Source organism: Streptomyces sp. NPDC042100 (assembly GCF_055582325.1).
In genome coordinates this window covers 47,870-60,723 of sequence record NZ_JBVJDK010000012.1, presented here as the reverse complement: position 1 = coordinate 60,723, position 12,854 = coordinate 47,870, and the positions used below count along the sequence as shown (strand labels likewise).

General features: G+C 71.5%; 11 protein-coding genes. All 11 read right to left on the bottom strand.

From position 1 onward, the window contains the following. Positions 1-155 precede the first annotated feature (155 nt). The 11 genes from ACZ6J5_RS25870 to lysA all read right to left on the bottom strand — a co-directional run bounded on the left by ACZ6J5_RS25870 (position 156) and on the right by lysA (position 12,843). Positions 156-809, bottom strand: coding sequence for an arsenate reductase/protein-tyrosine-phosphatase family protein (locus ACZ6J5_RS25870; RefSeq protein ID WP_469395328.1), 654 nt, complete (start codon positions 807-809; stop codon positions 156-158). Next, the gene (locus ACZ6J5_RS25865) at positions 806-1,453 is read right to left on the bottom strand and encodes an L-threonylcarbamoyladenylate synthase (RefSeq protein WP_469395326.1); all 648 of its coding nucleotides are present in this window, start codon (positions 1,451-1,453) and stop codon (positions 806-808) included. Before ACZ6J5_RS25865 ends, ACZ6J5_RS25870 begins: the two co-directional genes overlap by 4 nt. 43 nt (positions 1,454-1,496) lie before the next feature. Then, positions 1,497-2,342: a peptide chain release factor N(5)-glutamine methyltransferase gene (prmC, locus tag ACZ6J5_RS25860; protein ID WP_469395325.1), complete on the bottom strand. Its 846-nt coding sequence runs from the start codon at positions 2,340-2,342 to the stop codon at positions 1,497-1,499. Positions 2,343-2,393: 51 nt separating this feature from the next. Continuing rightward, a complete protein-coding gene (prfA, locus tag ACZ6J5_RS25855) occupies positions 2,394-3,470 on the bottom strand; it encodes a peptide chain release factor 1 (RefSeq protein WP_469395323.1) in 1,077 nt (358 codons plus the stop codon). 117 nt (positions 3,471-3,587) lie between these two features. Beyond that, complete coding sequence (gene rpmE, locus ACZ6J5_RS25850) at positions 3,588-3,806, bottom strand: 50S ribosomal protein L31 (RefSeq protein ID WP_046909139.1); 219 nt, start codon at positions 3,804-3,806, stop codon at positions 3,588-3,590. A 153-nt stretch (positions 3,807-3,959) separates the two neighbouring features. Then, a complete protein-coding gene (locus tag ACZ6J5_RS25845; RefSeq protein ID WP_469395321.1) occupies positions 3,960-5,051 on the bottom strand; it encodes an LCP family protein in 1,092 nt (363 codons plus the stop codon). A 201-nt stretch (positions 5,052-5,252) separates the two neighbouring features. Then, positions 5,253-7,298: a transcription termination factor Rho gene (gene rho, locus ACZ6J5_RS25840; RefSeq protein WP_469395319.1), complete on the bottom strand. Its 2,046-nt coding sequence runs from the start codon at positions 7,296-7,298 to the stop codon at positions 5,253-5,255. A 423-nt stretch (positions 7,299-7,721) separates the two neighbouring features. Continuing rightward, the gene (gene thrB / locus ACZ6J5_RS25835; protein ID WP_469395317.1) at positions 7,722-8,639 is read right to left on the bottom strand and encodes a homoserine kinase; all 918 of its coding nucleotides are present in this window, start codon (positions 8,637-8,639) and stop codon (positions 7,722-7,724) included. Positions 8,640-8,944: 305 nt separating this feature from the next. Beyond that, the gene (gene thrC, locus ACZ6J5_RS25830) at positions 8,945-10,015 is read right to left on the bottom strand and encodes a threonine synthase (protein WP_362480527.1); all 1,071 of its coding nucleotides are present in this window, start codon (positions 10,013-10,015) and stop codon (positions 8,945-8,947) included. 6 nt (positions 10,016-10,021) lie between these two features. Beyond that, positions 10,022-11,314: a homoserine dehydrogenase gene (locus tag ACZ6J5_RS25825; RefSeq protein WP_362480524.1), complete on the bottom strand. Its 1,293-nt coding sequence runs from the start codon at positions 11,312-11,314 to the stop codon at positions 10,022-10,024. 137 nt (positions 11,315-11,451) lie between these two features. Next, on the bottom strand, positions 11,452-12,843 hold the full coding sequence (gene lysA, locus ACZ6J5_RS25820) for a diaminopimelate decarboxylase (RefSeq protein WP_469395315.1): 1,392 nt from the start codon (positions 12,841-12,843) through the stop codon (positions 11,452-11,454). Between the last annotated feature and the right edge of the window lie 11 nt (positions 12,844-12,854).

Genomic DNA, 12,854 nt, shown 5'->3' with positions numbered 1-12,854 from the left:
CGGGCGTGAGCGGTCTGGAAATCCACTGTAGGCACGCCTGCGCCCCTCCGCCGCCCCACACGGCCACCCGGGGGCCGCTCCCCTCCCCCGAGGGCGCCCCGAGCCCCCTCGACGCCCCTGAGGGCGCTCCTCCGGCACCGCGCGGGCGCCCCCCGTCAGTGCTTCGCCGGTACGCCCGTCAGGGCCGTGACCACGGGGTCCAGCGCCTGGTTGATCTCGTCGCCGATCGAGCGGAAGAAGGTGATGGGCGCCCCGTACGGGTCGTTCACCTCGTCCGCCTCCGCCGACGGGGCCAGGAGCCACCCGCGTAGAGCCGCGGCGGCGCGGACCAGGGCGCGGGCGCGGTCGATGGTGTCGTGGCCGTCGCGGGGGTCCGGCAGGGTGGCCGGGTCTATCGCCCGGACCAGGCGGGTGAACTCCTTCAGCGTGAAGGTGCGCAGCCCCGCCGAGTGGCCCATGGAGATGACCTGCGCGCGGTGGTCGCGGGTCGCGGTGAGGACCAGGTCGGCGCGGATCACGTGCTCGTCGAGGAGCTCGCGCCCCACGAAGCCGGTGTGGTCGGCGCCGAAGTCCGCGAGGACCAGCTCCGCGTTGGCCTCCATGGGGGCGCCCTCGTGGCCCCAGGTACCCGCGCTCTCCACGATGAGGCCGCCGCCCAGGGGGTCGCCCAGCCGGTCGCTCAGGGCATGGCGGGTCAGCCGCTCGGTGATCGGCGAGCGGCAGACGTTGCCGGTGCTGACGTGGAGGATGCGGAAGGTGGTGCCGTCGTTCGGGTGCCCCGCTATGCCACGCCCCTCTGGGGCGGTCAATTCGCCACCTCGAGGTCGGGTACCACCTTCCGGAGCTCCTCCGCGCTGAGCGCGCCGGCGCGCAGCAGCACCGGGACCTTGCCCGTGACGTCGACGATGGAGGAGGGGACGATGCCGGGGGTGGGGCCGCCGTCCAGGTAGACGGAGACGGAGTCGCCGAGCATCCCCTGGGCCGCGTCGCAGTCCTCCGGCGACGGGTGGCCGGTGAGGTTGGCCGAGGAGACGGCCATCGGGCCGACCTCGGTGAGCAGCTCGATGGCGACCGGGTGCAGCGGCATCCGGATGGCGACGGTGCCGCGGGTGTCGCCCAGGTCCCACTGGAGCGAGGGCTGGTGCTTGGCGACCAGGGTGAGCGCGCCCGGCCAGAAGGCGTCGACGAGCTCCCAGGCCTGCTCGGAGAAGTCCGTGACGAGGCCGTGCAGGGTGTTCGGGGAGCCGATCAGGACGGGCGTCGGCATGTTCCGGCCACGGCCCTTGGCGGCGAGCAGGTCCGCGACGGCCTCGGAGCTGAAGGCGTCCGCGCCGATCCCGTAGACGGTGTCGGTGGGCAGCACGACGAGCTCGCCGCGGCGTACGGCGGACGCGGCCTCACGCAGACCCGTCGCACGGTCCGTCGCCTCGTTGCAGTCGTATCGCCGGGCCATTAGTCGCCTGCCTTCTCGTACGCGTCGTGCCTGGACTGGTTGCTCATGGGGTGGCCTTGCGGGCGGTCGCGAAGCGCGGCCGGTTGTTCAGGTCGGGGTGGTCGGCGGCGTCGACCCAGCCGGCCTCCTCGTTGAAGATCCACGGCACCTGGCCGCCCTGGGTGTCCGCGTGCTCGATCACCACGAGCCCGCCGGGCCGCAGCAGCCGGTGCGCGGTGCGCTCGATGCCCCGGATGGTGTCCAGGCCGTCCTCGCCGGAGAACAGCGCCATCTCCGGGTCGTGGTCGCGTGCCTCGGGGGCCACGTACTCCCACTCGGTGAGCGGGATGTACGGCGGGTTGGAGATGACCAGGTCGACCTGGCCGTTGAGCTCCGGCAGCGCGGCCAGCGCGTCGCCCTGGTGGACGGTGACGCGCGAGCCCTCGGCGTTCTTGCGGGTCCACACGAGCGCGTCGTCGGAGAGCTCCACGGCGTGCACGCGCGAGCGCGGCACCTCCTGCGCCATGGCGAGCGCGATGGCGCCCGAGCCGGTGCACAGGTCGACGATGAGCGGCTCGACGACGTCCATGGCGCGCACGGCGTCTATGGCCCAGCCGACGACCGACTCGGTCTCCGGCCGGGGCACGAACACGCCGGGGCCCACCTGGAGCTCCAGGTAGCGGAAGAACGCCCGCCCGGTGATGTGCTGGAGCGGCTCGCGGGCCTCGCGGCGCGCGATGGCCTCCCAGTAGCGGGCGTCGAAGTCCGCGTCCTTGACGTTGTGCAGCTCCCCCCGCTTGACGCCGTGCACGAACGCGGCGAGCTCCTCCGCGTCGAAACGCGGTGAGGGAACGCCGGCGTCGGCCAGCCGCTGGGTGGCCTGGGCCACCTCGGCAAGCAGCAGGTTCACGCTGGTCCTCCGTGGTGCGGGTGGGGCTGACGAGCTGACGAGGTACGCGTCTTACGCGGCGGCGAGCTTGGCGGCCGAGTCGGCGTCGACGCAGGCCTGGATGACCGGGTCGAGCTCGCCGTCGAGCACCTGGTCCAGGTTGTACGCCTTGAAGCCGACGCGGTGGTCCGAGATGCGGTTCTCCGGGAAGTTGTACGTCCGGATCTTCTCGGAGCGGTCGACCGTGCGGACCTGGCTGCGGCGGGCGTCCGCGGCCTCGGCCTCGGCCTTCTCCTGCGCGGCGGCGAGCAGCCGGGAGCGCAGGATGCGCATGGCCTGCTCCTTGTTCTGGAGCTGGCTCTTCTCGTTCTGGCAGGAGGCGACGATGCCGGTCGGCAGGTGGGTGATGCGGACCGCGGAGTCGGTGGTGTTGACGGACTGGCCGCCGGGACCGGACGAGCGGTAGACGTCGATGCGCAGGTCGTTCGCGACGATCTCGACCTCGACCTCCTCGGCCTCCGGGGTGACGAGCACGCCGGCGGCGGAGGTGTGGATGCGGCCCTGCGACTCGGTGGCGGGCACGCGCTGCACGCGGTGCACCCCGCCCTCGTACTTCAGCCGCGCCCAGACGCCCTGGCCGGGCTCGGTGGCCCCGTTGCCGCCCTTGGTCTTCACGGCGACCTGGACGTCCTTGTAGCCGCCCAGCTCGGACTCGGTGGCGTCGATGATCTCGGTCTTCCAGCCGATCCGCTCGGCGTACCGCAGGTACATCCGCAGCAGGTCGCCGGCGAACAGGGCGGACTCGTCGCCGCCCGCGCCGGCCTTGATCTCCAGGATGACGTCCTTGTCGTCGCTGGGGTCGCGCGGGACGAGCAGCAGCCGGAGCTTCTCCGTCAGCTCCTCGCGCAGCTTCTCCAGCTCCTTGACCTCGGCGGCGAAGTCGGGGTCGTCGGCGGCCAGCTCCTTGGCCGTCTCGATGTCGTCCGCCGACCGCTTCCAGGCCTGGTACGTGCCGATGATCGGGGTCAGCTCCGCGTAGCGCTTGTTGAGCTTGCGCGCGTTCGCCTGGTCGGAGTGGACCGAAGGGTCGGCGAGCTTCTTCTCGAGGTCGGCGTGCTCGCCGACCAGGTCCTCGACCGCTTCGAACATCGGGTGCTCCTGAGGTGTTTTCGGGACGGGCTGCTGCGGGGGAACGACTGCGGGGACGGCAAAGCGCCGGTCCGGTGCCCCCGAGCGGGAGCGACCAAGGACCGGCGCAGTGACGTGCTACTTCTTGGCCGCAGCCTTGCCGAAGCGGGCCTCGAAGCGGGCGACACGGCCGCCGGTGTCGAGGATCTTCTGCTTGCCCGTGTAGAACGGGTGGCACTCGGAGCAGACCTCGGCACGGATGGTGCCCTCGGTCAGGGTGCTACGAGTGGTGAACGACGCGCCGCAGGTGCAGCTGACCTGGGTCTCGACGTACTCGGGGTGGATCTCGCGCTTCAAGGTGTCTCCTAGTTTCGGGAGGGCTCCGGGTCGCCGTGCGGGATGCACCTGCGTGAACCGGGGCCGACGTACCAGTCTGCCAGGACCGGCCGCATCTCCCAAAACCGGGGGGTGGCCGGAACTATTCCTCGGCGGCCCGGGAGCCGCTCCGGACTACTTCACGAGGCCCTCGGCCTTGCCGGTGGCCCCTTCCTTGGTGGCCGACGCGGGGATGGCCTTGTCAGCCTTGAGCGCCTGCCAGACCTGCCGGGACTGGGCCTCCAGCGGAACGACCCGGTTGGGGTCCACGGGGTCGTACTCGACCGGCAGCGTGACCATGTGGACGTCGTCGGCGCCGAGGCCGGAAAGGCCCTTGGCGAAGCCCATGAGCTCGTTGACCGAATCGAGCTCGGAGTCGGGCGTGATGGCCTTGGTGGCGGTGTCCGCGATGTCGAAGAGCTTCTTGGGGTTGGTGAAGACGCCGACGCTCTTCACCTGGTCGATGAAGGCCTTCATGAAGGCCTGCTGGAGCTGGATGCGGCCGAGGTCGCTGCCGTCGCCGACGCTCTTGCGGGTGCGGACCAGGCCGAGGGACTGTTCGCCGTCGAGGGTGTGGGTGCCCGGGGCGAGGTCGAGGTGGCTCTTGGTGTCCTTGATGGCCTTCGTGGTGGTGACCTCCACGCCGCCGAGCTTGTCGATGAGCTTCGTGAAGCCGGTGAAGTCGACCTCGATGTAGTGGTCCATGCGGATCCCGGACATCGCCTCGACGGTCTTCACGGCGCAGGCCGGGCCGCCGACCTCGTACGCCGTGTTGAACATCGCCCGGTGCTGCCCCGGGACCGTGCCGCCCCTGCCGTCGGTGCACTGGGGGCGGTCGACGAGGGTGTCGCGCGGGATGGAGACCACGGCGGCCTTCTTGTGGCCCTCGTAGACGTGGACGACCATCGCGGTGTCGGAGCGGGCGCCGCCCTCGTCCTTGCCGTACGCGGCGTTGTCGCCGGAGCGGGAGTCGGAGCCGAGGACCAGGATGTCCATCGAGCCGTTGTCGACGTTCTCGGGGCGGTCCTTGCCGAGCTGGGCGTTGATGTCGACGCCCTTGATGTTGCCGTCCAGCTTGACGTACGCGTACCCCAGTCCCGCGCCGGCGAGGACGACGAGCGCGCCGGTGCCCCAGGCGACGGTCTTCAGCACGCGGCGGCCCTTCGCGGGCCGCTTCCGGCGGCGGCCGGTGGCCCGTATTCGGGTTCCCTGATGGTGCTCGGTCATCGTCTTTCCTCAGCCCTCGGTTTCACCTTCTGTGATGACGAACCACCCGAAAGGGTTGCATAGGAGGCTGTGAGGTTTCGCTGAGCGACGACCCGTAACGCGAGCGTGCCCCCCGTGTACACGGGGGGCACGCTCGTTCATGCAGGTCGCGGCGGGGTAACGGGCCGGGCCGGCCCTTCGCCGTGTGACCGACGTCTCGCGTCAGTCGTTGTTCCCGGCTCCGGGGGTCGTCTTCTGGATCTGGAGCAGGAACTCGCCGTTCGACTTCGTCTGCTTCATCTTGTCGAGCAGCAGCTCGATCGCCTGCTGCTGGTCGAGCGCGTGCAGCACGCGGCGCAGCTTCCAGGTGATGGAGAGCTCGTCGCTGCCGAGCAGGATCTCCTCCTTGCGCGTGCCCGAGGCGTCGACGTCGACGGCCGGGAAGATGCGCTTGTCGGCGAGCTTGCGGTCGAGCTTGAGCTCCATGTTGCCGGTGCCCTTGAACTCCTCGAAGATCACCTCGTCCATGCGCGAGCCGGTGTCGACCAGCGCGGTGGCCAGGATGGTCAGCGAGCCGCCGTCCTCGATGTTGCGCGCGGCACCGAAGAAGCGCTTCGGCGGGTACAGCGCGGTCGAGTCGACACCACCGGACAGGATGCGGCCGGAGGCGGGCGCCGCGAGGTTGTACGCGCGGCCCAGACGGGTGATGGAGTCCAGCAGGACGACCACGTCGTGACCCAGCTCCACGAGGCGCTTGGCGCGCTCGATGGCCAGCTCGGCGACGGTGGTGTGGTCCTCGGCGGGACGGTCGAAGGTCGAGGAGATGACCTCGCCCTTGACCGACCGCTGCATGTCGGTGACCTCTTCCGGACGCTCGTCGACCAGGACGACCATCAGGTGGCACTCGGGGTTGTTGTGGGTGATCGCGTTGGCGATCGCCTGCATGATCATGGTCTTGCCGGTCTTCGGCGGGGCCACGATCAGACCGCGCTGGCCCTTGCCGATCGGCGACACGAGGTCGATGATCCGCGTGGTCAGCACGCCCGGGTCGGTCTCCAGACGGAGCCGGTCCTGCGGGTACAGCGGGGTGAGCTTGTTGAACTCGGGACGCCCGCGGCCGGACTCCGGCGCCATGCCGTTGACCGAGTCGAGGCGCACCAGCGCGTTGAACTTCTCGCGGCGCTCGCCCTCCTTCGGCTGGCGCACGGCACCGGTGACGTGGTCGCCCTTGCGCAGGCCGCTCTTGCGGACCTGGGCGAGGGAGACGTACACGTCGTTCGGGCCGGGCAGGTAGCCGGAGGTCCGGATGAACGCGTAGTTGTCGAGGATGTCGAGGATGCCCGCGACGGGGATCAGGACGTCGTCGTCGGCGACCTGCGGCTCACCGGCGGCGAACTCGTCACGCCCACGGCGCCCACGGCGGTCGCGGTAGCGCCCGCGCCGGCCGCGACGGCCGCCCTCGAAGTCGTCGTCGTCCTGCGGGCCGGCCTGCTGGCCGCCCTGCGGGCCCTGGGCCTGGCCCTGGCCGCCGGCCTGACCCTGCCCCTGGCCGCCCTGGCGCTGGCGCTGGCCGCCCTGGCCGCCGCCCTGCTGCTCCTCGCCCTTGCCGCGGTCGCGGCGGTCGCGCTGGCGCTCGCGGCGGTCACCGCGCTCGCCCCGCTCACCCCGGTCGCGACGGCCGCGGCCCTCGGCGGTGTCGGCGGCGGTCTCGGCCTTGGCCTCGCCCTGCGTCTCGGTGCGGGCCTCGGTGCGGACCTCGGTCTTGACGGCCTGCGCGGCCTCGGCCTTGGCCTCGCCCTCCGGCGAACCGGCCGGGGCGGTGGCGCGACGGCGGCGGCGCTCGCCGGCCGGGGCGTCCTCGGACGCGGGCTGGCCCGGGATCTCGATCTGCTGCTGGGCGACCGGCTCGGCCTTCTCGGCCTTCTCGGCCTTCGGGGCGGCCTCGGCGTCGGCCGTACGCGCCTTGGCCGCGGTGCGGCGCTTCGGCTTGGTCTCGGCGGCGTCGGCCGACTTGGCGGGGGCGGCGGAGCCGCCGCCGGCCTGGGCCTCCTTGATGACCTCGATCAGCTGGCTCTTGCGCATCCGCGCGGTGCCCCTGATGCCGAGGCCGGACGCGACCTGCTGCAGCTCGGCCAGGACCATGCCCTCAAGGCCGGTGCCGGAGCGGCGGCGCCGTGCGGTGGTGCCGGAGGCAGCACCTTCGGCGGGCGCGGAGGTGTCGACACTGCTGTCGGCAGTCACGCCCATCAGATCGGTGGTGTCGCTCACGAAGGGTCCTTCCCTGGAGCGGACGTCGGCCATCTGGCTCGGCGACCGGTTGTGCTGTCCGGCAGCGGTCCTGCTTGGCGGACCGTGTCGGGGCGGTGGTCCCGCCGGGTACGGCGGAAGAGAGAAAACGTGCTGTGGGTCCGGCCCGAGCGCCCCCTGCTCGGCCCTCGAACAAGAGAAGCGAGGGGTGTCGTGCCGGTTCCGGAGCGTGCTCGAATCTGCTCAGGCAGGCTGCTCAGGCAGTGGAGGAGGCTCCCGGAAGAATTGGCGGTCCCTGATGGGGACACTCAGCACCGCGCCACAAAGACGTCGGGTGCAGACTTGAGGTTAACACTACCGGCTCCAACAAACATTCCCCCTCTCCGTCACCGGCGATCTCGTGTCCGCGCGGCCCCGGCTCAGGAGAGCCGCGCGGGCTGCCCGTCAGGGCGCGAGCGGCAGGACGCTCGCTCCGGGCGCGTCGAGGTCGAGCCGGTTGGCGGCCCACCCCTCGCCCGCGAGCAGGGCGACCTTGTCGGCCGTTCCGTGGTCCGCCAGCGCGAGGACCGTGGGGCCCGCGCCGGAGATGACCGCGGGCACACCGTCCGCCCGCAGCCGGTTCACAAGGGCGATGCTCTCGGGCATCGCGGGCGCCCGGTACTCCTGGTGCAGCCGGTCCTCGGTGGCCGCGAGCAGCAGCTCGGGGCGGCGGGTCAGGGCCTCGACGAGGAGGGCGGCGCGGCCGGCGTTGGCGGCGGCGTCCACGTGCGGGACGGTGCGCGGGAGCAGACCTCGGGCGGTCTCGGTGAGCACGGGCTTTCCGGGGACGAAAACCACCGGAACGATGGAATCGGAGGGCTCCATCCTGATCGCCCGGGCGGCACCGCCCTCGGTCCAGGCGAGCGTGAAGCCGCCGAGCAGGCAGGCCGCGACGTTGTCGGGGTGCCCCTCGATCTCGGTGGCCAGTTCGAGCAGCGCGGTCTCGTCGAGGCGCGTGTCGCCGCCTATGGTCACGGCGCGGGCGGCGACGATGCCGGCGCAGATGGCGGCGGAGGAGGAGCCGAGGCCCCGGCCGTGCGGGATGCGGTTGGCGCAGACGACCTCAAGGCCGCGCGGCTGACCGCCCAGCAGGTCGAAGGCGGTGCGCATCGAGCGTACGAGCAGGTGGCTCTCGTCGCGGGGAAGGGTGTCGGCACCTTCGCCGGCGATGTCGACGTGCAGCCCGGAGTCGGCGACCCGGACGACGACGTCGTCGTAGAGCCCCAGCGACAGGCCGAAGGCGTCGAAGCCCGGACCCAGATTGGCGCTGGAGGCGGGGACGCGCACCCGTACGGCGGCGGCGCGGAACGCGGGACCGGCCATCGCTCGTTGACTCTCCTTGACTTGCGGTGATCGTGCGGGGGGACGTACTGCGGTGCTACGGCGTACTGCGGGGATGACTGCGGAGGTACGGGGAACCCGGGGGCCGCGCGCGCCTCACAGGCGACAACGGCAACGACACCGCGCATATGCAACGGGGCGGGTTCGGTACAGCCTATCGAAGGAAGGTTCTGTGGCGACATAGGGCGCACAGGAGGCGCACGATGCGTGTCGCGCGCCAGCCTGTGCGCCTATGTAGGTTCCTGATCGGGTTTGACCCATGATCAGGAACCGTAGGACATCCGGGCTCAGGCGAGCCCGAGCCGCTCGGCGGCGGCCGCGGCGTCCACCGGGACGGTGACGGGCTGCGGAGCGCCCGCGACGGCCCAGTCGGGGTCCTTGAGGCCGTTGCCGGTGACCGTACAGACGATCTTCTGACCCGGGTCCACCTTGCCCTGTGCGGCGGCCTTCAGCAGACCGGCCACCGAGGCGGCCGAGGCCGGCTCGACGAAGACGCCCTCCTGAGCGGCCAACAGGCGGTAGGCCTGCAGGATCTCACGGTCCGTCACCTCGTCGATGAAGCCGCCCGACTCGTCGCGCGCGGCGATCGCGTAGTCCCAGGAGGCCGGGTTGCCGATGCGGATCGCGGTGGCGATGGTCGACGGGTCCTTGACGACCTCGCCGCGCACGAGCGGCGCGGAGCCGGAGGCCTGGAAGCCCCACATGCGCGGGCGGTGCGTCGCGAGCCCGTCGGCGGCGTACTCCCGGTACCCCTTCCAGTACGCCGTGATGTTGCCGGCGTTGCCCACGGGCAGCACGTGGATGTCGGGGGCGTCGCCGAGCATGTCGACGATCTCGAAGGCGGCCGTCTTCTGGCCCTCGATGCGGACCGGGTTCACCGAATTGACCAGCGCCACCGGGTAGTTCTCGGAGAGCGAGCGGGCCAGCGTGAGGCAGTCGTCGAAGTTGCCGTCGACCTGGAGGATCTTGGCGCCGTGCACCAGCGCCTGGCCCATCTTGCCGAGGGCGATCTTGCCCTGCGGCACGAGCACGGCCGAGACCATGCCCGCGCGCACCGCGTACGCGGCGGCGGAGGCGGAGGTGTTGCCGGTGGAGGCGCAGATGACGGCCTGCGCGCCCTCCTCCTTGGCCCGGGTGATGGCCATGGTCATGCCCCGGTCCTTGAAGGAGCCGGTGGGGTTGGCGCCCTCGACCTTGAGGTGCACCTCGCAGCCCGTGCGCTCGGAGAGCACCTGAGCGGGGACGAGCGGCGTGCCGCCCTCACGGAGCGTGACGACCGGCGTCGTGTCCGTGACCGGAAGGCGGTCCCGGTACTCCTCGATGATGCCGCGCCACTGGTGGGTGCCCTTGGTGGTCATGGGTCCTTACTCCCCTTCAACACGCATGATGCTGGCGACACCGCGCACGGTGTCGAGCTTGCGCAGCGCCTCGACGGTCCCGGAGAGGGCGGCGTCGGGCGCGCGGTGGGTGACGACGACGAGGGAGGCCTCGCCGTCCTTGCCCGTCTGGCGGACGGTGTCGATCGACACGCCGTGCTCGGCGAAGACCGTCGCGACCTGGGCGAGGACGCCCGGCTTGTCGGCCACGTCGAGGCTGATGTGGTACCGCGTCACCACGTCGCCCATGGGGCTCACGGGCAGCTGGGTGTACGCGGACTCGCCGGGGCCGTTGGCCCCGTTGAGCTTGTTGCGGCAGACGGCGACCAGGTCGCCGAGGACGGCCGACGCGGTCGGCGAGCCGCCGGCCCCGGGGCCGTAGAACATGAGCTGCCCGGCGGCGTCCGCCTCGACGAAGACGGCGTTGTACGCCTCGCGGACGGAGGCGAGCGGGTGGCTGAGCGGGATCATCGCCGGGTGCACGCGCGCGGTGACGGACTCGCCGTCGGCGGCCCGCTCGCAGATCGCGAGCAGCTTGATGGTGCAGCCCATCTGCTTGGCGGAGGCGAAGTCCGCGGCGGTGACCTCGGTCATGCCCTCGCGGTACACGTCGTCGAGGCGCACCCGGGTGTGGAAGGCGATCCCGGCGAGGATGGCGGCCTTGGCGGCGGCGTCGAAGCCCTCGACGTCGGCGGTCGGGTCGGCCTCGGCGTACCCGAGCGCGGTGGCCTCGTCGAGCGCCTCGGAGTAGCCGGCGCCCGAGGTGTCCATCTTGTCGAGGATGAAGTTGGTCGTGCCGTTGACGATGCCCATCACCCGGTTGATCTTGTCGCCGGCGAGCGACTCGCGCAGCGGGCGGATCAGCGGGATGGCGCCGGCGACGGCCGCCTCGTAGTAGAGGTCCTCGCCGTGCTCCTGGGCGGCGGCGTAGAGGGCCGCGCCGTCCTGGGCGAGCAGCGCCTTGTTCGCGGAGACGACGGAGGCGCCGTGCTCGAAGGCGGTGGTGATGAGCGTGCGGGCCGGCTCGATGCCGCCGATGACCTCGATGACGACGTCGATGTCGCCCCGTTTGACCAGGGCGGTGGCGTCGGTGGTGATCAGCTCGGCGGGCACTCCCCCGCGTACCTTGTCAGGCCGGCGGACCGCCACGCCGGCGAGCTCGACCGGAGCGCCGATGCGCGCGGCGAGGTCGTCGGCGTGCGTCGTCATGATGCGCGCCACCTCTGAGCCGACCACTCCACAGCCCAGCAGCGCCACCTTCAGCGGACGCGTACGCATCATCCGACCTCTTTCCCGGTACTTCTCGATCTTCGTATCGCTACGGATTACAACGGTGGGAACCAGTCTCACTCACCGGTCGGACGATTCCGCCCCGGGTCCGGATCGTGAGACATCGATTCCATCACCCGACTATTTCATCATCCGACGTCGAGCCGCAGGAGATCTTCCTCCGTCTCGCGCCGCACGATGACCTTCGCCTCGCCGTCGCGCACCGCCACGACCGGCGGGCGCAGGGCGTGGTTGTAGTTGCTCGCCATGGAGCGGCAGTACGCGCCGGTGGCCGGCACCGCGAGCAGGTCTCCGGGGGCCGTGTCGGCGGGCAGGAAGGCGTCGCGCACGATGATGTCGCCGCTCTCGCAGTGCTTCCCGACGACGCGGACGAGCAGGGGCTCGGCGTCACTCGTACGGGAGACCAGCGCGACGCTGTACTCCGCGTCGTACAGCGCGGTGCGGATGTTGTCCGACATGCCGCCGTCGACGGAGACGTACGTGCGCAGCCCCTCCAGCGGCTTGACCGTGCCCACCTCGTACAAGGTGAAGGCGGTCGGCCCGACGATGGCGCGGCCCGGCTCGACGGAGATCCGCGGGGTCGCGAGCCCGGCGGCCTCGCACTCGCGGGTGACGATCTCGGAGAGCGCCTTGGCGATGTCGTGCGGCTCGCGCGGGTCGTCGTCGGACGTGTACGCGATGCCCAGCCCGCCGCCCAGGTCGATCTCGGGCAGCTCGACCCCGTGCTCGTCCCGCACCTCGGCGAGCAGCCGCACGACGCGGCGCGCGGAGACCTCGAAGCCGGCCATGTCGAAGATCTGCGAGCCGATGTGCGAGTGGATCCCGATGAGCTCGAGACCGTCGAGCGTCAGGGCCCGCCGCACGGCCTCCGCGGCCTGCCCCCCGGCCAGCGCGATGCCGAACTTCTGGTCCTCGTGGGCGGTGGCGATGAACTCGTGGGTGTGCGCCTCGACGCCGACGGTCACCCGGATCTGCACCCGCTGGCGCTTGCCGAGCGCCTGGGCGATGTGCGCGACCCGGACGATCTCCTGGAACGAGTCGAGCACGATCCGCCCGACCCCGGCCTCGACGGCCCGCCGGATCTCGTCCTCGCTCTTGTTGTTCCCGTGGAAGGCGATCCGCTCGGCCGGCATCCCCGCCGACAGCGCGGTGCTGAGCTCGCCGCCGGAGCACACGTCGAGGTTGAGCCCCTCCTCCTTGAGCCACCGCACGACGGCCCGGGAGAGGAATGCCTTGCCCGCGTAGAAGACGTCGGCGTCCTTGCCGAACGCCTCGGCCCAGGCGCGGCAGCGGGCCCGGAAGTCGTCCTCGTCGAGGAAGTAGGCGGGCGTGCCGAACTCCCTCTTCAGCTCGTCGACCCCGATCCCGCCGACGGTCACGACCCCGCGCTCGTCCCGCCGCACGGTCCGCGCCCAGACCTTCGGGTCGAGCTGGTTGAGGTCGGCGGGCGGAGCGGAATAGTGCCCCTCGGGAAGGACATCGGCGTGACGGGGCCCGGCGGGGTGTGCGGAACGGCTCATGGCGACTGGCT

Bases quoted from the DNA above. Each gene is read 5' to 3' on its own strand.
- prfA (WP_469395323.1), bottom strand. From the start codon at position 3,470: ATGTTCGAAGCGGTCGAGGACCTGGTCGGCGAGCACGCCGACCTCGAG.
- ACZ6J5_RS25865 (WP_469395326.1), bottom strand. From the start codon at position 1,453: ATGGCCCGGCGATACGACTGCAACGAGGCGACGGACCGTGCGACGGGT.
- thrB (WP_469395317.1), bottom strand. From the start codon at position 8,639: ATGGCCGGTCCCGCGTTCCGCGCCGCCGCCGTACGGGTGCGCGTCCCC.
- lysA (WP_469395315.1), bottom strand. From the start codon at position 12,843: ATGAGCCGTTCCGCACACCCCGCCGGGCCCCGTCACGCCGATGTCCTT.
- thrC (WP_362480527.1), bottom strand. From the start codon at position 10,015: ATGACCACCAAGGGCACCCACCAGTGGCGCGGCATCATCGAGGAGTAC.
- ACZ6J5_RS25825 (WP_362480524.1), bottom strand. From the start codon at position 11,314: ATGATGCGTACGCGTCCGCTGAAGGTGGCGCTGCTGGGCTGTGGAGTG.
- ACZ6J5_RS25845 (WP_469395321.1), bottom strand. From the start codon at position 5,051: ATGACCGAGCACCATCAGGGAACCCGAATACGGGCCACCGGCCGCCGC.